Source organism: Arenicella xantha (genome assembly GCF_003315245.1).
GTDB classification, from domain to species: Bacteria; Pseudomonadota; Gammaproteobacteria; order Arenicellales; family Arenicellaceae; genus Arenicella; species Arenicella xantha.
The window spans coordinates 448,350-469,001 of sequence record NZ_QNRT01000001.1 but is presented as its reverse complement, the minus strand read 5'-3'; the positions used below and the strand labels follow the sequence as shown (position 1 = coordinate 469,001).

The window sequence follows — 20,652 nt, the reverse complement described above, 5'->3', positions numbered from 1 at the left end:
CAATCAGTTGGTTTGTCTGGGTGTTTTATGCTTTGCGTTGTTGCGGCGCGTCATTTAAGGCTTGTAAGCAACGTTCTTCGGCATCGGCTAAATCGAGTAGCATGTGTTCCAAATCCTGTTGTTGCAAAATCAGCTGCGCGCGTTTATCGCGAATCTTGCTGATCAAGGTTTGGATTTGCTGTTGATTTCCTGCACCAGGGTTATACATGCGAATAATGTCGCTGCTTTCTTCAAGAGTCAGGCCAAGTCGCTTACCGCGTAAGATTAATCGTAATCGGGTTCGGTCAGCGTTTCCGTAAGTACGGGTTTGCTTGGATCGGGTCGGCGTTAAGAGTCCTTTCTCTTCGTAAAACCGAAGGGCACGCGTGGTGATATCAAATTCTTCAGCTAGCTCTCGAATAGAATAACGTTTGGTCATATTGGTTTGGGTCATCGTGCTTGGGTTTCAGTGGCACAGTTCTGAGTTTTGCTATATGGATCTTGGGTAAATACAGCTGCTAGTCAATGTGGCTACTAACATATGCTGTAGAACTAAGCATGGAGCTGTTTTATGGTATTGAAACTCAGTATAGACCAAAGTTACGTTTACGTAAACGTAAAGCAAATGTCGCGATGATTGCTATGACCAAAAGGGGAGCGGCTTAACGTCAGTATTGAAGCAAGGGCAGTATTAAAGTGGGGGGGCATAAATTAAAGAGTACCGTGGTTTGTCGCGGTGATCCTTTCGCAACCGGAAAAATGTAGGGGCGGCAGCAGATAACTCGGCCAATTCTAGTTAAGAATAGCCGGTTTGATTTACTGGAGATCGTATCTGCTGTCGCCCCTACCAAGCACCCCAACCCGAGGTATTGTCGTCACTTAATCATTTATCTATAACCCTATATACGACCAGAGTTAGCTCTTGGATGCAGTAATTTGAAATAAACAGTTATTTTTTGCTTTTGTGCTTAATTCAGCTCGCGACTGTGATAGAAAGACCACTAGAAAATTTAACCCGCGTGTACTAAGCAATGGCGATGCAGAATGACAATCAACAGCTCTCTCGGTCACTCAGCCGTGTCAGTCTCGGAGACCGAGCTGAATTTGAGAAGCTATATCGGGCGACATCACCACGTTTGCTGTCAATTTTACTGAGAATGATTCCTGACCGAAATTTGAGCGAAGACCTTTTGCAAGAGGTGTATATCAAGGTCTGGCATCGAGCGGGCTCTTATCGAGCAGACCACAGTCAAGCAATGACGTGGTTAGGTAGTATTGCGCGTTACACGGCTATTGATTACTTACGCAAGGGGCAGCGCCAAGTTGAAACGGTGACAAATGAGGCGGTTGCCGAGCCATTAAGTGAAGTTGGCGCAGAGCTTGATTCTGATCAATTGCAATTGTCGCGTTGTCTTAATCGACTAAATATCGAACAGCGAGAAGCCATCGTCGCAGCGTATCTGGGTGGCTACACTCATCAAGAATTAAGCGTGAAAACTAATAATCCGCTCGGGACTATAAAAAGCTGGATACGACGTGGACTGTCATCGTTGAAGGAGTGCTTGTCACAATGAGATATCAGAACCCAGAATTACGCGCTCAGTTGAGCGCCGCATATGTAGTTGGAACATTGCAAGGTTTGGCACGTCAGCGCTTTCAAAGTCTATTGCAGTCTGACGCGTCGTATCGTGATGAAGTGGCAAAATGGGAACAGCATTTTAGTCATCTAGATGGTCAATCAGCAGCGGTGACGCCGAGCTCATCAACGTGGTCTGCAATTCAGACTCGACTATTTGGGGAAGCCCAGAAGCATTCATCATCGACTTCATGGTGGCGTGGACTGGCGGTGCTGGCTAGTGCCGCATTAATAGCCATGTTCGTTTTGCAGTGGAACCAGCGGCCGCCCGCGGAGTCCGACTCGTTTGATTTTGTGGCCGTTATGCAGACCGCTGACAGCCAGCCTTTGTGGTCGATTACCTTGAGTGATCAAGGCCGCAAGCTTGAAGCTGTGGCTCTAAAAGTACCCGCTTTGCCGAGTCAGCAAGACTACGAGTTATGGTTGTTAGCCGGTGAAGGCGTGGCTCCGGTATCACTCGGCTTATTGCCAAAATCTGGAGTGTTAACGCGGCAACTCATTGATGTATCACTGGATGGCGCTTCAGCACTCGCCGTGAGCCGTGAAGTTGAAGGTGGCTCGGTTAGCGGTGCGCCCGCCGCGGGCGCGGTGCTGTATGTTGCGCCATTGTATAGCGCAAGCTAAGCTTGCTTGAGAGCGTAACTAACTCAACTTAAATAAGCTGAGCGGCGCTTAAATAAACGTCGCTCAAAATTTCGCGAGGGTTTTAAGCGCGCCGACTGCTAACAATGATCTCAGCGACTTGGTTAGTTCATCGCATAAACGTTGGTTTTGAATAAGGTCATCAGCAAAGATTTCGCGTATGCCTAATAAACCAGTAACCAGTTTTACGGGATCTTTCTCCGCGTCGTTAACGACCGCCTTGAAGCGCGCTGCCAACGGGTCTTGGACTTCAAATGGTTCGCCATTTTCACGGTGTGCCATCACATAGCGCATCCATGCTGCAATCGCGAGACTGGAGGCTTCAATCGGACCGTTGTGTGCTAAGTGAAAACGCAGTGTGCTTAACAAGCGCTGCGGTATCTTTTGGCTACCGTCCATCGCAATTTGGTAGGTGCGGTGTTGCAGTGCGCTGTTATCGTATCGCTGTTGTAGGTTATGTCGATACTCATCGATATCAAGTCCGCTCGGAATAGTCAGTGAGGTAGCCGCCTCGTCGCGCATAAAGATGTTCACATAACGTCGTAAATCCGCCTGAGCCATCGCCTGATGAACAAAGTCGAAGCCGGCCAGATAGCCTAAATAGGCGAGTGCAGAATGGCTCCCATTGAGCATCCGCAACTTAGTTTCTTCGTATGGCTCTACATTGCCGACCAGCGTTGCTCCAACCTGCTCCCACGCCGGCCTAGATGCGGCAAAACTGTCTTCGATAACCCACTGGGTGAACGGTTCGGTTTGTAATATTGCTTGGTCAACGACGCCTGTTGCTTCGGTGAACTCAGCGACCGCGCTGGGCTCCATTGCTGGGACAATACGATCAACCATGGAACTCGGGAAGGTGACGTTGGCATCAATCCAAGCGACTATGTTAGGGCAGGTTAGTGCTGCAAAGCGCGTGACAATACGGCGCAGTGTTTGCCCATTACTTGGTAGATTGTCGCAACTTAGTAACGTAACGGGCCCGGCATTGGTGTTGCAACGTTGTTGCAGAGCCGCGACTAGAAACCCAATGGCGGATTTTGGAGTGCTTGGGTTAGCAATATCGTGCTTGATGTCAGGGTGATTCTGATTTAGCTCGCCGGTGGCCGGGTCATGGCAATAGCCTTTCTCGGTAACCGTGAGGGAAATTATTTTGGTTTCGGTGTTGCTCATCGCAGCAATGACATCGACTGCTTGTTCGGGCGCGAACAACACATGGTCGATGCTGCCGATCACACGCCGTTGGGTCTTGCTGTTATCGCGCACTTCAATCGTATAAAGCCCGTCTTGCGGATTGAGTTGGTCGCGAATCGTGGTGCTTCGGAGCGACACGCCAATGATTTTCCAGTTGCCACGATTAGCGGCAATAGCATCATCAGTGTAAACCGCCATATGGCAACGATGGAATGCGCCAATGCCGAGGTGGACAATGCCAACGCCGATTTCTTCGGGTGCATAAGCAGGCGTGTCGATACCGAGCGGCAGACACGCCAAGGTCGTCTTCGAAAGTCGCATTACAGTTTGTAGCCTTGTTTGGCTAAATTGTAGCTGAGATCATTGGCGAGTATTTCGGCGTCGTGTAATCGGAGTCTGCCTTCTGCGACGAGTGTGGCTAAAAAGCGGCAGTCCATACGGCGCGCGACATCGTGTCGAGCCGGGATCGATAAGAACGCTCGAGTGTCATCATTGAAGCCAACCGTATTGTAGAAACCTGCTGTCTCGGTTGTTTGCTGGCGAAAGCGCAACATTCCTTCTGGGCTATCATGAAACCACCATGGTGGGCCAAGTTTGAGGCATGGGAAATGCCCGGCTAACGGCGCTAACTCTCGTGCATAAGTAGTCTCATCCAAGGTAAACAAGATAATGTTTAGTTTGGGTTCGTTGCCGTATTTATTGAGAAGCGGGGCTAAGCCGTCCAAATAGTTGGTGGGCGAGGGTACGTCGGCGCCTTTGTCGCGGCCAAAGCGTTGGAAAACCTGTTGATTTATATTACGTCGAGCACCGGCATGAATTTGCATGACCATACCATCTTCTATGCTCATTCCTGCCATTTCAGTTAGGATTTGCGCACGAAACAGTTCGGCATCTGACATGCTGGCTTGCCCTGATAAACAGCGCTTAAATAGTGCTTCGCACTCAGAGTTTGACAAATCAGCAGTGGCCGCCGTGGGGTGGCCATGGTCCGTCGCCGTGGCGCCAAACTCTCTAAAGGTTGCACGTCGAGCACGAAGCGCGTTTAAATAGCCTTGCCAGTGACTGGTGTCTTCACCGGTGATGTCAGCCAATTGTGCAACATTTGCAACAAAATCATCGCGATCCGGATCGGTCGCATCATCAGGACGGAAGGTAGTGATGACTCGTTTAGCCCATGGGCTGCCAGCAATAGCTCGGTGGTGCGTCAATGGGTCCGTGGCGCCCTCGGTAGTGGCAATCAATTCAATATTAAAGCGATCCAACAGCGCGCGCGGCCGATATGCGTCGGTTTGTAGTTCCGCTGTAATGAAATCATAGAATGAATCGGCTGTTTCGCTCGAAAACGGTTCTGTTAAGCCAAACACGCTGTGAAATACATGATCCATCCACATGGACGATGGCGTACCACGATACAGATGATAGTTCGCAGCGAATACTTGCCAGATCTTACGGGTATCGGTTTCGACTTCGCCGCCGTCAATCCTTGGCACGCCTAGGCTTTCCATTGAAATTCCTTGTGAATACAACATCCTAAACAGATAGTGATCGGGAATTAGTAGTAGGCTAGTCGCATCAGGAAAACAGTCGTTATTCGCAAACCAGCTGGGGTCTGTGTGGCCATGAGGACTGATGATTGGCAAATTGGCGATTGGCTCATACAGCTCTCGAGCAATGTTGCGGGTTTTTTGGTCAGCCGGAAACAATCGATCAGGGTCGAGCAGAATGTTAGTTACTGTATTCATGATTGCGTTTATGTTTTGTTGTCGTTATGTATGTTCAGAGCGTTACGCCGGTTTTCCACAAGGCTATTTCGCGGTAGCCATTTGTTTCATTTCGACTTGGTTCGCCTGATGCGGTGCGCAAAATTTGTTGCCACAGTGCGTCAGCAACGGCTGTTAACGATTCGCCGTCAAGCAGCGCGCCAGCATTGAAATCTATCCAGCGCGATTTGTCGGTCGCGAGCGTACTATTTGAGGCTATCTTCATGGTCGGAACGGGGAACCCTAATGGTGTGCCTCGGCCGGTGGTAAAAAGAATGAGGTTAGCGCCGGCGGCGGTCAGTGCGGTTGATGACACGGCATCGTTACCTGGGCCTTGGAGTAAGCTTAGTCCGGCTTTAGTGACTTGTTCGCCATAGTCAATAACATCGTTTACCGTTGCTACGCCGCCTTTTTGAATCGCGCCCAATGATTTTTCTTCAAGGGTGGTAATACCACCTTCGATATTCCCAGGCGATGGGTTTTCGGATACCGGTTGATGATTGGCGGTGAAGTAGCGCTTGAATTCTTCAATTAATTCCACAGTTTGCTGATACACCTCTGGAGTTTCAGCTCGATTCATCAATAGTTGTTCAGCACCAAACATCTCGGGTACTTCTGTAAGTATCGCGCGGCCACCTTGGGCGGTGACGCGATCGGTCATTTGACCAACCAACGGATTGGCAGTGAGGCCTGAAAATGCATCCGATCCGCCGCATTTCATGCCCAGCGTCAGCAGTGAAGTAGGAAGCGTTTCGCGCTTGTCTTCAGACATGATCTCCATTAGCTCTTGCACGGCATCAAGCCCGCTTAGCTCTTCATCTTGTACGCGCTGGGCGCTAAACGAACGAATGCGCTGCTTCACCGTGGGATCTACGGTTTCAAGTAGACGGTCTAATTGATTGTTCTCACAACCCAAGCCGATGATGACAACCCCGCCAGCGTTGGGGTGCGAAGCCAGTGCGGCCAGTATTTTTCGAGTATGGTCTAGGTCGTCACCTAATTGACTGCATCCAAATGGGTGCGAGAATGCATGTATTCCCTCCACAGCGCCACTTGCTCGACTGCTTGTTGCAACTCGAGCGGCGGTCGCATTAACGCAGCCAACGGTATTTAGTACCCATATTTCATTACGTGTTCCGGCGCGGCCATTGCTGCGCAGGTAGCCTTCAAATGTGTCAGTGTGGGTATGCGAGAGCGCAGGTTTGTCCGCCGGTTGATAGTGATAAGCATCGCCGCTAGTTAGTGCTGTTACTAGGTTGTGGCTGTGAACGTGTGCCCCCGCGCTTATAGTCTCGGTGGTGCGGCCAATGGGGTGGCCATACTTTAAGATCGCTTGGTCTTTTGCGATGTCGCTCAACGCGAATTTATGACCTTTAGGAATAGCCTGCGTTAACTGCAGCCCTAGTACTTCTTCGCCACCGGCAAGGTTCTCAAGCGCAACACCAACGTTGTCGAGCTGATGTACTTTTAAGGCTTTCACGACGCGGTCTCCGTGGCTAAATCGTCAAGGCTATTAATCGCTTTGCCGTCAACCGACATGTTTTGAAACCGTATATCACTGACGTTTTCAACGATTGACGGCTTTTCGGCGTGGTCAATAGTGATGTGGTTTAACGCAATGTTCTGAATTTGTGCATGTTTGAAACCGCGTACATTTAAAATGCGTTGAGCATTCGCGCAATGAATATGGTCAAACGTCAGTCCGTTGACGACTGGAGTAAAGTCGCCAGCTTCGCCTTCCTCGTAGTAGTAATTGATTAACAGCATGTCTCGTACCGTGCCGATATCAATGTGACGTACATTTAGGTTGGTGACGCCGCCGCCACGCATAGCATTGGTTTTGATACGAATGCTGCTCCATAAGTCAGGACTGCTCATTTTGCAGTGTTCGACAAAAATGTTCTTGATTCCGCCGGACAGCTCGCTGCCCATTACCACGCCGCCGTGCCCGGCTTTCATGCTGCAGTTGGCAACAATAATATTTTGCGACGGCACATTAATTCGACGCCCATCGGCGTTGCGACCAGATTTTATTGCGATACAGTCATCGCCGGTGTCAAATAGGCAGTTCTCGATTAGCACGTTGTTACACGATTCTGGATTGCAGCCGTCGTTATTCGGTCCGTAGCTGTGGCAGGTAACGCCGCGAACCGTAATGCTGTTCGAAAGAACGGGGTTTATTAGCCAGAAGGGTGATGCCGTGATCGTGACGTCTTCGATCAAAATGTTGTTGCACTTATAGAACTGGATGAATGGAGGGCGCAAGTAAGCGCCTTTAGCATAATCTCGTTGCTCTGGCGGAACCCCTTGCTCAGCTTCAATGAAGAGCTGCTTACGAGCACTGTTTTGGTTAGTTTCAGAGGTGGGGTTTTTAATCCCTTTCCATGGCCACCAATGCGTGTCATCCGCTCCGCCGACCAATCTTCCTTGGCCACTAACAGCGATGTCGGATTTTCCATACGCATAAATAAGGGGCGATAAGCCCATAAACTCCACGCCTTCCCAGCGCGTGAAAACGGCCGGCAAATAGCGATCAGGTTCAGGTATAAATGACAGCGTAGCGCCTTTCTTTACATGTAGGTCTATGCGATCTTGTAAATGTATTGGGCCGGTCATAAAGGTGCCCTCAGGCACTGTTACACGGCCTCCGCCAGCTTTGGTTGCCGCCGCGATCGCGCGGCTTATAGCGCCGGTGTTGTCATGCTTGCCGTCGCCTTTGGCACCAAAATCGGTAATAACAAATTCGCTGTCGGGAATAATTGGCAGCTGTATTCGAGCCCGTATCGAAGTGGCGAGTAACCAAGGGTCGTTGGGTGATTGCGGCGTGCTTTTAGCACAGCCAGCGATAAAAAATGACGGCGCGATAGAAGCTCCAGTCAGTCCCGTTAACACCGCGCGACGCATTTTATTAGCCATAAAGGATTTACTCGATTGGGTTGAAATTTGCCATCAATTTAGATTTGAGGTGCAAGGATAGTGTTTTTTGCTACCGGTGGCAATATTTCAATGCAAACTAATATTCGAAGCTTTCAGGTTTGTGCCAGTGCTGCGCTGTCGAGGGGCGGCTTGGTCTGCTAGCGCTTACGCACGATCTCAAGTTGTAATCGATGCGTGAGAATCAAATGTGCTGCTGGAGCACAGCGGTAAAAAAATTAATCTAGGAAATAGCGATGATAAGCACTCTGGCTTTACTCATCTGATGACTTATTCGAAATAGATTGGGTGGGGTGGTGAGTCGTTTAAGTCATCAAATGTTAGTCGATTGCCTGAGTCGATTGGCGCTTGATCAAGGAGGGCACGAGCATGACCGAACTGCTTGCTTCTTCCTTGCGACCATCAATGGAAGCAATCAGTTTTGATGTCGCTAGTCTAGCCATCTCTTGCACTGGGCGGCGTAATGTGGTCAATGGCGGCATAATTCGCGATGCTAAAATACTGTCGTCGAAGCCTGCCACGGATAGGTCGCCAGGCACTTTCAATCCCATATCTTGTGCGGCATTAATTGCCCCCACTGCCATCTCGTCATTACTGGCAAAGATCGCGGTTGGTGGGTTTTTATTGGCAAGTAATTCGCGTGTGCAATTGATGCCAGACTCAAATGTGTAGGCGCCCAAGGCGATCATATCGGGTTCAGGTTTGCAGCCGTGCATCTCGAGCGCATCGCAAAACCCTTCTAGCCGCTCACGGGTTGAACGCATCCGTTTGGGGCCGGCAATATAACCAATTCGACGGTGTCCTAATCTCACCAAGTATTCAGCCATGGCTGCGGCTGCGGATCGTTCATTTGAGATCACTACATGTTCCGCGGTATCGAGTGCAATAGAGGCGAGGCGTACGTAATTAACGTGTGCTTTACCAAGAGCGCCTGCGAGATCATTGTTTTCTGAGATCGGTGGCAAGATAACAACCCCATCGAGTTTCGAGCGGTTAACAAAGCTTACAGCTTCATCGATTAATCGATCAGATGTCATGTCACAGGGGTGAACCACAAGTTCATAACCGAATTCACGGCAAATGCTTAACACGCCCCGCTGTACGTCATTAATGTACAAGGCATCGGGGTTATCGTAGATCAGGCCGAGCAAATATGAGCGTCTAGCCGCGAGGCCGCGTGCCTGCGCATTTGGGCTGTAATCCAGATCATCCATGATTTTTTGCACACGAACGCGCGTCTTCTCGCCCACTTTCGTAGACTTGTTGATTACTCGTGAGACTGTCCGCTTGGACACTTCAGCGAGTCGCGCAACGTCATTAATGGTTGCCTTTTTGTCTCTTAGATCGTTCATTGCATCGTCATTGTTGATTGCGAAATATCAGTCTTATATCGCTTAGTCTAGCGTCGTTTGGGCGCTGCCGCTCGTATTCTAATGGAAATACATCTCTGTGCCTTATTACAGCGTGAGTTTGGCTAAGAAAGCTAATTGCTACCGATAGCAAAAATGCTCTGGATAATTTCATTGCGACTTGCATATACCAGACAGGCTGTCTATTAAGGTCGCGTTTAGGGTGATTGTAACGACTATAAAATGAAGCATAAGCTCATTAATATCAATGGTTTTTAGTGATTGCTCAATCGCTTAGGGATATTTTTGGTGATATTTATGCTCTAAAAACAAAAATGCCACCGATGGCATTTATTGCTTGCAATTTCCTTAAAATTTGTGAATCATGTCATTCCATTAGGGTATGAGTGTCATTACCCAGAATAAATAGAGCAGTTTCAACCGCCCTTAATAAGTATTAAAAATTTCGATAAACCAGAGGAGAAAAACATGCGACACCGGTTAAATTCAATATCCCGTGCAATTGCGTTAATGGCCAGCAGCGGGCTGTTGGTTGCGTCGGCAATACCAGCTTACGCTCAGGACGTAGAGCCACAAGGTGAAACTTTAGAAGAAGTAGTGGTAACTGGATTCCGTGCTAGCTTGCAGAGGGCGACTGCCTTGAAGCGAGATGCCGTCAATGCTCGTGAGAGTATTGTCACTGAGGACATAGGCAAAATGCCTGACTTGAACCTTGCTGAAGCAATCCAACGAATCCCAGGAGTTGCGATCGTACGTCAAGGTGGCGAGGGTCGCCAAGTTTCACTTCGTGGTTTAGGTGCTGGTTTTACACACGTGACACTCAATGGCATGGAAGTGCCAGCCTCTACCGGTGGTTTAGACAGTTCCGGCGGCACAAACCGTGGTCGTAATTTTGACTTCAATGTTTTCTCGGCAGAGCTGTTTAGTCGAATTGATGTTAATAAGTCGCCGACGGCCTCTATAGAAGAAGGTGGTATCGCTGGTAATATCGACCTCTATACAGTTCGACCGCTAGACAAGCCGGGCATGAATGCTTCGGTGTCAGCTCAGCTTGGTTACAATGATCTATCTGAAGAATCAGATCCTCGTGTTACCGCCACGATTAGCAATACTAATGAAGACGAAACGTTTGGCTATTTATTGTCGGTTGCTTATACCGAGCGCACGACGTTCCAAGACGGTTTCGGAACGGTTCGTTGGGCACAACCAGACCAAGACTTCGCGGCAAATAACGTTTTAAATGGTGTCGACCTGCGTGAAGTATGGTTTCCACGTCTGCCTCGACAAGACAGCTTTCGTCACGAGCAAGATCGCTTGGGCGTAAGTGGTGCATTGCAATTCCGACCTTCTGAAGCGCTAACGTTAGGCGTCAACTGGGTGCATTCTGAATTTGATTCGCAAACCGATAGCTATAACTCGTTTGGTGAATTTAGACGCAGTGGCGGCTATGGTTATCCAGCTATCACACCGAATGCGGTGACTCTGGATGGCACCGGCATCGTCGCGCTAGCGGGCAATTTTGATGGTGTTGGTCTGCGTACTGAGAGTCGTCAAACTATCGATGAAACATCGTTTGATCAATTTACCGTTGATTTCGAATACGACCTAAATGACAGTATGTCACTTAGCGGTATGGTTGGTACCGCAAGCTCTGATTATGCTGGCGAAATTTTCCGCGTGAATATTGAGACACCAACCGGTACAAACTTCTCTTATGATTTCACTCAAAATGAAAACGTGGCGGCCATTGATTACGATATTGATGTAACCAGTGTTGCTAATTTTGAAATCTTAGACGGCGAGCAGCTCCGCAGTAACAACATCGACCGACAAAACGATACGCTACGATTGGATTTTGATTGGCAGCTCAATGATTCGAGCAGCTTGAAAATTGGTGCGATCATGAATGATCGGGTGGTCGATGCAGTTGAGGCGGATCGTGTATCGAATGACCCTAGAAACCTAGCCGACCTAGGTAAAATATTCACTTATACTGATTCTGGTAGCTATGGAAGCGCCACTGAGTTGAACTTCTTGGTCTTAGATTTCGATAAGGCGGTACCAGCATTTGGTCAGGGAGCATACATTGCACGTCGTGGACCTGGCGTACCAACTTGGCAGATTGAGGAAGAAACGACTGGTCTCTATGTTGACTACAATCTCGATACTGAGCTTGCCGGACGAGGCCTAAGAGTTAACCTTGGTGGTCGTTATGTTTCGACTGATGTTACGGCAACCGGCTTCTTGGATGTGAATACGCCGAACGTTGAAACTAATGATTACAGTGAGTTCTTGCCATCATTGAACTTGGCGTACGATGTTACCGAGAAGCTAGTGTTGAGAGCGGGGCTGGCACGCACCATGACGCGTCCAGATCTAACTAGCTTGGCACCGTCTAAAGCTTATTCGGATGTGAATTTCACGGTAAGTGGTGGCAATTCGCAACTTGAGCCATTGGTGTCAGACGACATCAACTTGAGTGCCGAATGGTATTTTGGCGAAGATGCATTGCTAGCATTTAGTTATTTTAAGAAGGATATTGATAGCTTTATTTCATCGCCAACAAGCTTTGAGCCATTGCGTGCTGAAGACGCGGCAGTGATTGCATCGATTTATCCGACCCAACCAGGCTTGTTGGACCCTAGTTTAATCTGGCGCTACAGCAGCTCGTCAAATACCGAAGGCACTGAGTTGGATGGCTTTGAAATTGCTTATCAACAAGGTCTGACCTTTTTACCGGGTGCGCTTAGTAATCTGGGTGTGATTGCCAACTACTCGCATGTTGAGGCAGAAACAATCGTCACTCGCGACGATATTCCAACCATTGCGCCACTTCCTGGCTTGTCTGAGAATTCGTATAACTTCACTTTGTATTATGAAGTTGATCAATTCGGTGCGCGGATTTCGTTAAACAATCGTGATGATTATGTAACGCGCAACATCGGTAGTAACGGTAACTTTTCAGAGAATACAACGGGCCCAACGCATGTTGATTTCAGCGCCTTTTATAATCTGAATGACTTAGTCACCTTCACGTTTGAAATAATCAACTTAACGGACGAAGACGAGCGCTTATTTACCACTGGTAATGGGTCGCAAAACTTAATTCGTGAATACAACAATACCGGACGTCAGTATTTTGCTGGTGTTCGCGCCAACTTTTAGAGCTCCTTCTTTAAAAGGCATTGTTGCCCCGACCAGCGTGCTGGTCGGGGCTTTTTTTGTCAATTTAGACGCGCTTAACAGGTTGGGGAGAGATGAGTGAAAAGTAGAGGATGAAATGAAGCGGATGAAAATAGATAGATTAAAATCGGTCTATAAATGTTGGAGTGGATATTGGAGTGTGTGCGACCGGCCGGGTACTGTAGCAAGCCGCAAGGTCTTAAGTCGCAATCGAGCAGAGCTTACGATGCTGTATTTGTTTAGAAACGAAACGCCCTCCCGTTGATAACGGTATCCGTGGCGCACGGCCGCATTAAATTCTCTAGCCGATTACTGTGGTCGCTGCTCGCCACCGTCACGCCGTTTAACTTAAGCGATTCGATTGGTGTGGCTTCTGTGCCGGGTAAGTTAAGTGCTCGGTAAGCGCGCTGGCAGTTAAGATTAGTGATGCTTATATTGCGTATGACCGGGGCAAAGTTATGGTTGTTTTGTTCTTCTGGATCGTCTTTTAACGGTTCACTAAAATCGGCCTGAATTTCTATTAAGTTCTCCAGCGCCTGTTCTATGTCTGCATTTTTTATATGAATATGCTGGTTAATACCGCCGCGTCGCATATTGGTTTTGATGCGGAAAAAACGGTAGACATGAGTGGCAACTACATCGCTGATATAAATATTCTCTATTCCGCCAGAGCTCTCACTGCCACATGAGAGCGCTGAACGCTCACTCGAGAAGTGGCAGTTTGAAACAATTACGTTGCGGCACGGAGTATTGATTCGTCGTCCGTCGTGATTGCGTCCCGACTTAAGTGAAATGCAATCGTCGCCGGTATCAAACCTTGAGTTTTCAATCAGCACGTAATTGCATGACTCAGGGTCAATGCCGTCAGCGTTCGCGCCAACTGGGTTATGAATGGTTACGTTACGTGCAATCACATTGTTCGAGAGCACCGGATGTACTGACCAGAACGGTGCGTCATTAATTGTGACGCCGTCAATTAATACATTGCTGCATCGGTTGAACTCTATCATGGCTGAACGGAGGTAGTGCCCGTCGCCAAATCGTCGCTCTGCTACTGGTACGTCGTTGGCGGCCATAGCCATCAATTGATTGCGGCTCGCTTTCTGATACGGCATTCCTGGTTGCCAACCTGTTGACGTGCCTGATTTTGCACCTTTCCAGCTGCGCGGTCCGCGCCATGACCACCATCCATCAAACGTGGCTTGACCATTTAATGTGCCGGTTCCGGTGATGGCGACGTTGTGGCAATCAAATGCATAAATGAAAGGGCTGTAGTTCATTAGTTCTACACCTTCAAACCAAGTTTGTACTAATGGTAAGTAATCGGAGGTCTGGTCTGAGAAGCGCAGTTCAGCCTTTGATTCTAGGTGCAGCTCGGTATTGCTCCTCAAATGGATTGCGCCGGTTAAGAATAGGCCGTCGGGCACTAATACTGTGCCGCCGCCAGCGGTGTGACAAGCCTGAATCGCTGCATTGATTGCTTTTGTATTCAGTGTTTCGGCATCGTTAACGGCACCAAAATCGAGGATATTGAAGATCCGTTTAGGGAAAGTCGGGGCGATGATTTGTTTGCGAATGAAGTCGGCCTTGGCCCATTCGCTCTCTAGATTTGTATTGCTGCAGATGTCGCCTGGCTGGGCATAACTTTTTGAGTTGGCTAACGCTGTGCTGCTGGCGCAAGCCGCTAGCACAAACTGCCTACGTGATAATAAATGGGGAGTTTTCATAGTCAGGATTGTCCTCTAATGGCAAAATTGCTACCGGTGGCATTATATTTAATATATACTAATCACATAAAAGCTGCACTAAGCAGATGGTTCATAAATACCGGATTGGAGAGGAGAATGGGCATACCATTAAAATGGGGGCGGCGACTCTTAATTGTTGCGCTGACCTTGCTGGTCACATCCTGCAGTGGCAAAGACGATACCGTCGTGCTGAAGCTCGGTCATGCGCTGGATACCGGTGCCTCTGTGCATAAAGGCATGGTGTACATGGCGGAACGATTAGCGCTGTATTCAAACGGCAAAATGAAAATCGAGATATACCCTAGCGGGCAGCTTGGTTCTGAGCGTCAGCTGGTCGAATTGCTGCAGATTGGTAGCCTTGCCATGACTAAGGTGTCGTCTAGTCCCTTAGAGAGTTTCGTGCCAGAAATGAAAGTGTTCAGTTTGCCTTATGTGTTTGAGAATCAGGCGCATTTTAAGCGGGTTCTGGATTCTGAAGTTGGCAAGGCATTGCTGCTATCTCCTGAAAAAGTACGCTTACGCGGCATGGGCTATTACGACGCGGGTAGCCGTAGCTTTTACACAACGGATCGCCCAGTACGCTCGCCAGCCGACCTGAAAGGGTTAAAAATCCGTGTGCAAAAGAGTCAGACCTCGGTAGATATGATTGCCGCGATGGGCGGCGCGGCGACGCCTATTTCTTGGGGCGAGCTGTATACCGCGCTGCAACAAGGTGTGGTCGACGGTGCGGAAAATAATCCCCCTAGTTTGTACGACTCGCGACAGTACGAGGTGAGTAAATTTTACAGTTTAGATGAGCACACCTTTGTTCCTGATATTTTGCTAATGAGCTTACATATTTGGAACAACTTAGATGCGCAACAACAGGAATGGTTGCAAAAAGCGGCTGATGACAGCGTTAAGTTTCAAGGTGAGCTATGGCAGCAAGCCAGTGACGACGCCCTGAAAGCAATCGAAGCGAGCGGCGTTGAGATTATTCGTCCAGACAAAAAACCATTTATGGATGCTGTCGTTGATATGAAAGCAGCCTACCGCGGAACGCCTGTTGGCGACACGCTTGAAGCAATCAAAGACTTGTAGGGGTAACCGGCTTATGACATCTGCAGTTGAACGAGTGACATCTGGGCTAGACAGCTTGGTACGATTTTTAGTGGCGGCCTGTATGGGCCTAATGGTGTTGGTGGTGTCGTGGCAGGTGTTGTCTCGTTACATCTTAGGTGACCCTGCCGCGTGGACCGAAGAGGTGGCGCTTACTCTATTAATTTGGGTTGGTTTGCTGGGCGGTGTGTACGCGTACCGTGAGAAAGCCCATTTGGGTTTGGATTTGTTGGAGCATCGCTTAGGTCCGCTCGGCAAGCATCGAATTCACATGTTTTCGGACCTGTGCTGCGGCGTATTTGCCTTAGCTGTGTTGGTGGTTGGCGGTGGTGCATTAGTGCAGTTGACATACCAGCTCGAACAAACTACCGCGGCGCTTGGCGTGCCGATGGCGTATGTGTATGCGGTGTTGCCCCTTAGCGGTTTGTTAATCGTTTATTACAGCATCGTATCGCTATTTACTAAATCTCAAGAGGCTGACGTATGACCATCGCAATTTTACTTTTAGTCTTCATTGCCTTGCTGCTAATGGGTGTGCCGATTGCGTTTTCGATTGGCATAGCGACGGTGGCGACCATGTTGGTGTCGATTGATGCCTTACCCGCATTGACCACCGTTGCGCAACGCATGGCCGGCGGTTTAGACAGTTTTTCCTTATTGGCGATTCCGTTTTTTATTTTGTCTGGGCAGCTGATGGGGCAGGGCGGTATCGCACGTCGCTTGATTGATTTCGCACGTTCCCTAGTCGGAATGTTGCCTGGTGGGCTGGCGTTTGTGAACGTAATCTCTTGCACCTTGTTTGGTGCCATTTCTGGCTCGGCGGTCGCGGCGACCTCGGCGATTGGTAGCTTCATGATGCCGGTGATGGAGAAAGACGGTTACCCCAAAGAATTCAATGCGGCGTTAACCGCGGCATCATCCACCACTGGCTTACTGATTCCACCAAGCAATATTTTAATTGTGTTCGCGGTGGCAAGTGGCGGTGTGTCCATTTCGGCCTTGTTTGTTGGTGGCTACTTGCCCGGTGTATTGGTTGCACTTGGCTTGATGATGGTTAGCGCGGTATACGCAAAAAAGTATAACTTTCCACGCGGTGAGCGGGTCAAACTAGCAACGGTCATTAAGAGCACAACGGCCGCACTCCCCAGTCTATTTTTAATCGTACTAGTTATCGGCGGTATCTTAGGTGGCATATTCACCGCTACTGAAGCCGGTGCGATTGCGGTGCTCTACGCGCTGACTTTGTCCGTGTTCGTATACCGCGAAGTACAGGTGTCTGAGTTGTACGATGTGCTGATTAAGTCGGCAAAAACTACCGCCATTGTGATGTTACTGATCGCTACGTCCACCGCTATGTCATGGATTCTGGCTTACGAGAATATTCCAACTCTGGCGGCCCAAGCTCTGTTAACGCTTAGCGATAACCCGATTATTATCTTACTTATCATCAACTTGATTCTGCTACTGGTTGGCGCATTTCTTGACATGACGCCCGCCGTACTGATTTTTACACCCATTTTACTCCCCGTTGCGGTGGCACTTGGAATGACGCCGCTGCATTTCGGCATCATGATGGTGCTGAATCTGTCCATTGGGCTGTGCACGCCACCGGTTGGCAGCGTGTTATTCGTTGCCTGTGCGGTCGGTAAAACACGGGTGGCCTCCATTGTTCGACCATTAATGCCGATGTACGTCGCCATGTTTGGTGCGCTATTGGCGGTAACTTACATACCGGGTCTTAGCGAATGGTTGCCTCGCGCATTTGGATTAATTGACTGATTATTTTTTATACGGATACCAACATGAAAACAACGTTATTAAGCTCCCTTATTGCAGCGATTCTCGGTGCTGGTTCTACCGGACTCGCGCAAGCTGATGGTCACGCTGAGTCGGCTAAAGTTAACGAAGTTAAGTCTCACACGCTAAAAGTTGACGAAGTCGCGCGCGTGGATGTTGCCAACCCATCTGATTTTGCGCGGCCAGACAGTCTGATTAGGTTTAGTCTGAATGAGTTGGGCACGTCCTCGCAGGCACTACAGGTTTGGCTCGGCGATCAAGCCGTTCCCACTCAGCTAATTGACAGCGACGCCGACGGTGTAGCCGATCAATTGGCGTTCTTAGCCAGCCTCGATGCAAAGCAAACGAATCAATACGTCATTAATAATCACGTTAGTAAGCAACAGATAACAGCGCGGACTCAAGCTGAAGTTTCGATTAAAGACGGCGGTGAATGGCAAGACAAAGTTTATGTGGGGGGCACCTTTAAAAACGTGTCACAGGTCACGCCACCGTCGCAATACACCGATCACAGTGAATACATTCGCTATGAAGGTCCTGGTATTGAAAGCGATCAAGTCGGGTATCGAATTTATTTAGATTGGCGCAACGGTTTCGATATTTTCGGTAAGAAAACCTCAGACCTAGTATTACAAGACGTGGGGCAAGACGGCTACGCGAGTTATCACGAAATGTCAGACTGGGGCGCCGACATTCTTAAAGTTGGTTCGAGCCTCGGTGCCGGTGGCTATGGCTATTGGACTGGCGAAAAAGTTGAGTTGGTGTCTAAGGTCAAACAACGTTCTACCGCTATCAAGGTTAATGGTCCGCTGTATTCGGCGCTTGATATTGACTACCAAGGTTGGGACACCGGCTCCAATGTGGTTGACCTAACGGCCAGTCTTGCCATGCAGGCGGGTAGCCCAATGGTCGATGTTGAACTGCGCACCTCGGAGCCGTTGAGCAATCTCGCAATTGGGCTGGTAGCGCACCAAGGCACTGAGCTGTTAACTGGCGATTTAGACATTACCGGTGAAGCCTGGAGTTACGTCGCCAGCTTCGGTAAGCAGTCTTTGTTTGACGATAATTTAGCGATGGTGCTGCTGTTCAAAAAACGTGATTTTATTGAGCAAACCCAAGATGAAAATAGTTATGTGGTGGTATTGCAGCCGCGTGGCACCTACGTTCAATATGCATTTGGAGCCTTGTGGTCAGGGCAGCCTGGTGGCGTGCAAACCAAACAGGAACTGGAAACCTATTTACACAATGAAGTTGAGCGTCGAACCTTAGCGCCACGTATTCGATTACAAACCGCTGCGTCCAAAGTCTTAGCTAAACAAACGCCGGCCGAAATTGCGACTGGCTTGTCCAAGTCAGAGGTCGCACGCCGAGGCGACAGTTTAATATATGGCCAGTTCGACGATATCCGTGAGCGTGGAACACAATGGACTTACACCACCGGCTTATTGATGCAGGCCTTAGACGACGTGTCGCAGCTGACCGGCGATGCGCAGTTTAGCGACTACGGTGTGCGGATCATGGACAGTTATCTTGATCCCAAAGAAGCCATCAAAGGCTACGATCCAAGCAAGCACAATATTGACGACATTAACGGCGGTAAGATGATCCAGCGCTTGTATCAGCGCTCGAATGATCCCCGCTACCGTAAGGCGATTGATGCCTTAGCCGCTTCGTTGGAAGACCATCCGCGTACCTCCGAAGGCGCGCTGTGGCATAAACTACGCTACCCGCATCAGTTATGGTTAGACGGCGTGTATATGGGCATGCCTTTTCTGGCCGGTGTGGGCTTAATGCAAGGCGATGAGCACAAGGTCCAGGAGTCGGTAAACGAGTTTGTAATTGCACGATCACACCTCAGAGACCCCGACACCGGTTTGTACTTTCATGCTTGGGACGAGGCCAAACAGCAAGTTTGGGCTGATCCTGAAACGGGTCGTTCACGCTATGTTTGGTCACGAGGTTTAGGCTGGTATGCGATGGCTTTGGTGGATATTCTTGATGTTATTCCTGCCGATAAAACGGAGCTTCGCCAACCTTTGTTGGACATTATCCCTGAGCTCGCCAGCAGCTTGCTAGAAACTCAAGACGAATCCGGTGTGTGGTATCAAATCATGGATATGCCAGACGCGACGGGCAATTATTTAGAAGCGTCAGGCACGGCAATGTTCACCTATTTCCTAGCCAAAGCGATTGATCAAGGCTATTTGCCGGACACCTATCGAAGTGCCACGCTAGACGCATATGAGGGCTTGGTAAATGAGTTCGTGTCGATTCACGCTGACGGCACGTATCATTTGAATAACATTTGTGAAGTCGCTGGCTTGGGCTATGGGCGAGACGGCAGCTATCACTATTATATGAGTGAACGGCTGGTCTCGAATGACCCAAAAGGATTGGCTCCGGCCATCATGGCTAGCGTTCAAATTTCGAAACTATTGAATTCAACAGAGTAACGGTTATGACAACACATTACGAAGAACGATATGCCGTACATCCGGCAGACTACGAGCACTACAACATGGAGCGCCTACGTGAAAATTTTCACGTAGACGGCTTGTTTGTTGAAGGTGAAATAAATTTGGTTTACACGCAAATTGATCGCTTTATTGTGGGCGGTGCCTGCCCAACCAGCAGCGCGCTAAACCTCGATGCGGTGAATCCACTCAAGGCTGACCATTTTCTTGATCGGCGTGAACTGGGCGCTATTAATGTTGGTGGCGCTGGCTCCATCACCGTAGACGGTGAAACCTATGCAATGGCCTACAAAGAAGCCTTGTACATTGGCGCTGGCGTTAAAGAGGTCACCTTTGCGAGTGACGACCCGACACAGCCTGCTAAGTTTTATTTGAATTCGGCGACCGCACACCACAGCTACCCAGTAAAAAAGGTTGGTTTGGACGACGCCATTAAACTTGAGCTAGGTTCCTTAGAGACTTCCAATCATCGAGTTATTAATAAGCTATTGGTGAGTGGTGTGGTCGAGACCTGCCAGCTGCAAATGGGCATGACCGAGCTTAAGCCCGGCAGTGTGTGGAACACCATGCCGGCGCATACCCATGGTCGACGCATGGAAACCTATTTCTATTTTGAAGTGCCTGAAGAACAAGCCGTATGCCATTTTATGGGGCCGCGACACGAGACTCGCCATATTTGGGTGGCCAATGAACAAGCGGTCATTTCACCAACATGGTCTATTCACTCGGGTGCCGGAACGTCTAATTACACGTTTATCTGGGGCATGGCTGGTGAGAACCTAGACTACGACGACATGGACAAACTTACCCCCGCTGATTTTGCGTCATCAGGAGACTAAC

Annotated in this window: 15 protein-coding genes; 8 read left to right on the top strand and 7 right to left on the bottom strand. The window is 49.1% G+C overall.

Features of this window, described 5'->3' with window-relative positions; translation table 11 throughout:
• Positions 1-25: 25 nt before the first annotated feature.
• Positions 26-433 carry a MerR family transcriptional regulator gene (locus tag DFR28_RS02000; protein ID WP_245941722.1) on the bottom strand — a complete coding sequence of 136 codons (408 nt, stop codon included), beginning with the start codon at positions 431-433 and terminating at the stop codon, positions 26-28.
• A gap of 577 nt (positions 434-1,010) precedes the next feature.
• Here DFR28_RS02000 and DFR28_RS01995 point away from each other — a divergent pair.
• Complete coding sequence (locus tag DFR28_RS01995) at positions 1,011-1,553, top strand: sigma-70 family RNA polymerase sigma factor (RefSeq protein WP_113952627.1); 543 nt, start codon at positions 1,011-1,013, stop codon at positions 1,551-1,553.
• Positions 1,550-2,239, top strand: a complete 690-nt coding sequence (locus DFR28_RS01990) for an anti-sigma factor (RefSeq protein WP_113952626.1) — start codon at positions 1,550-1,552, stop codon at positions 2,237-2,239. The genes DFR28_RS01995 and DFR28_RS01990 overlap by 4 nt, the downstream gene beginning before the upstream one ends.
• A 63-nt stretch (positions 2,240-2,302) precedes the next feature.
• On the opposite strand, the gene DFR28_RS01985 is transcribed toward DFR28_RS01990, so the two are convergent.
• From DFR28_RS01985 to DFR28_RS01965, 5 genes are all read right to left on the bottom strand, one after another.
• Positions 2,303-3,769, bottom strand: a complete 1,467-nt coding sequence (locus tag DFR28_RS01985; RefSeq protein ID WP_113952625.1) for a mannitol dehydrogenase family protein — start codon at positions 3,767-3,769, stop codon at positions 2,303-2,305.
• Positions 3,769-5,190 (bottom strand): glucuronate isomerase, encoded by a 1,422-nt coding sequence (uxaC, locus tag DFR28_RS01980; RefSeq protein WP_113952624.1) that lies wholly within the window; start codon positions 5,188-5,190, stop codon positions 3,769-3,771. The genes DFR28_RS01985 and uxaC overlap by 1 nt, the downstream gene beginning before the upstream one ends.
• A 34-nt stretch (positions 5,191-5,224) precedes the next feature.
• Positions 5,225-6,688, bottom strand: a complete 1,464-nt coding sequence (locus DFR28_RS01975; protein WP_113952623.1) for a UxaA family hydrolase — start codon at positions 6,686-6,688, stop codon at positions 5,225-5,227.
• A complete protein-coding gene (locus DFR28_RS01970) occupies positions 6,685-8,124 on the bottom strand; it encodes a glycoside hydrolase family 28 protein (protein ID WP_113952622.1) in 1,440 nt (479 codons plus the stop codon). Before DFR28_RS01970 ends, DFR28_RS01975 begins: the two co-directional genes overlap by 4 nt.
• Positions 8,125-8,462: 338 nt before the next feature.
• Positions 8,463-9,494: a LacI family DNA-binding transcriptional regulator gene (locus tag DFR28_RS01965; protein ID WP_113952621.1), complete on the bottom strand. Its 1,032-nt coding sequence runs from the start codon at positions 9,492-9,494 to the stop codon at positions 8,463-8,465.
• 486 nt (positions 9,495-9,980) lie between these two features.
• On the opposite strand from DFR28_RS01965, the gene DFR28_RS01960 reads away from it, so the two are divergent.
• Complete coding sequence (locus DFR28_RS01960) at positions 9,981-12,677, top strand: TonB-dependent receptor (RefSeq protein WP_113952620.1); 2,697 nt, start codon at positions 9,981-9,983, stop codon at positions 12,675-12,677.
• Positions 12,678-12,934: 257 nt separating this feature from the next.
• Here the strand turns inward: DFR28_RS01960 and DFR28_RS01955 are convergent, their stop codons facing one another.
• Positions 12,935-14,422, bottom strand: coding sequence for a glycoside hydrolase family 28 protein (locus tag DFR28_RS01955; RefSeq protein ID WP_113952619.1), 1,488 nt, complete (start codon positions 14,420-14,422; stop codon positions 12,935-12,937).
• Between the two features lie 117 nt (positions 14,423-14,539).
• Between DFR28_RS01955 and DFR28_RS01950 the strand changes: the two genes are divergently transcribed.
• Genes DFR28_RS01950 through kduI form a run of 5 tightly spaced genes read left to right on the top strand, consistent with a single transcriptional unit; the run spans position 14,540 to position 20,651 of the window.
• Positions 14,540-15,523 carry a TRAP transporter substrate-binding protein gene (locus DFR28_RS01950; protein WP_113952618.1) on the top strand — a complete coding sequence of 328 codons (984 nt, stop codon included), beginning with the start codon at positions 14,540-14,542 and terminating at the stop codon, positions 15,521-15,523.
• Positions 15,524-15,536: 13 nt separating this feature from the next.
• Positions 15,537-16,028: a TRAP transporter small permease gene (locus DFR28_RS01945; protein WP_113952617.1), complete on the top strand. Its 492-nt coding sequence runs from the start codon at positions 15,537-15,539 to the stop codon at positions 16,026-16,028.
• Positions 16,025-17,320: a TRAP transporter large permease gene (locus tag DFR28_RS01940; RefSeq protein WP_113952616.1), complete on the top strand. Its 1,296-nt coding sequence runs from the start codon at positions 16,025-16,027 to the stop codon at positions 17,318-17,320. Before DFR28_RS01945 ends, DFR28_RS01940 begins: the two co-directional genes overlap by 4 nt.
• Before the next feature lie 23 nt (positions 17,321-17,343).
• Complete coding sequence (locus tag DFR28_RS01935; RefSeq protein WP_113952615.1) at positions 17,344-19,791, top strand: glycoside hydrolase family 88 protein; 2,448 nt, start codon at positions 17,344-17,346, stop codon at positions 19,789-19,791.
• Positions 19,792-19,796: 5 nt separating this feature from the next.
• On the top strand, positions 19,797-20,651 hold the full coding sequence (gene kduI, locus DFR28_RS01930; RefSeq protein WP_113952614.1) for a 5-dehydro-4-deoxy-D-glucuronate isomerase: 855 nt from the start codon (positions 19,797-19,799) through the stop codon (positions 20,649-20,651).
• Position 20,652: the final 1 nt, after the last annotated feature.

Excerpts from the sequence above, each read along its gene's own strand:
- DFR28_RS02000 (WP_245941722.1), bottom strand. The coding sequence starts at position 433 with ATGACCCAAACCAATATGACCAAACGTTATTCTATTCGAGAGCTAGCT.
- DFR28_RS01995 (WP_113952627.1), top strand. The coding sequence starts at position 1,011 with ATGGCGATGCAGAATGACAATCAACAGCTCTCTCGGTCACTCAGCCGT.
- DFR28_RS01990 (WP_113952626.1), top strand. The coding sequence starts at position 1,550 with ATGAGATATCAGAACCCAGAATTACGCGCTCAGTTGAGCGCCGCATAT.
- DFR28_RS01985 (WP_113952625.1), bottom strand. The coding sequence starts at position 3,769 with ATGCGACTTTCGAAGACGACCTTGGCGTGTCTGCCGCTCGGTATCGAC.
- uxaC (WP_113952624.1), bottom strand. The coding sequence starts at position 5,190 with ATGAATACAGTAACTAACATTCTGCTCGACCCTGATCGATTGTTTCCG.
- DFR28_RS01970 (WP_113952622.1), bottom strand. The coding sequence starts at position 8,124 with ATGGCTAATAAAATGCGTCGCGCGGTGTTAACGGGACTGACTGGAGCT.
- DFR28_RS01965 (WP_113952621.1), bottom strand. The coding sequence starts at position 9,494 with ATGAACGATCTAAGAGACAAAAAGGCAACCATTAATGACGTTGCGCGA.
- DFR28_RS01960 (WP_113952620.1), top strand. The coding sequence starts at position 9,981 with ATGCGACACCGGTTAAATTCAATATCCCGTGCAATTGCGTTAATGGCC.
- DFR28_RS01955 (WP_113952619.1), bottom strand. The coding sequence starts at position 14,422 with ATGAAAACTCCCCATTTATTATCACGTAGGCAGTTTGTGCTAGCGGCT.
- DFR28_RS01950 (WP_113952618.1), top strand. The coding sequence starts at position 14,540 with ATGGGCATACCATTAAAATGGGGGCGGCGACTCTTAATTGTTGCGCTG.
- DFR28_RS01945 (WP_113952617.1), top strand. The coding sequence starts at position 15,537 with ATGACATCTGCAGTTGAACGAGTGACATCTGGGCTAGACAGCTTGGTA.
- DFR28_RS01940 (WP_113952616.1), top strand. The coding sequence starts at position 16,025 with ATGACCATCGCAATTTTACTTTTAGTCTTCATTGCCTTGCTGCTAATG.
- DFR28_RS01935 (WP_113952615.1), top strand. The coding sequence starts at position 17,344 with ATGAAAACAACGTTATTAAGCTCCCTTATTGCAGCGATTCTCGGTGCT.
- kduI (WP_113952614.1), top strand. The coding sequence starts at position 19,797 with ATGACAACACATTACGAAGAACGATATGCCGTACATCCGGCAGACTAC.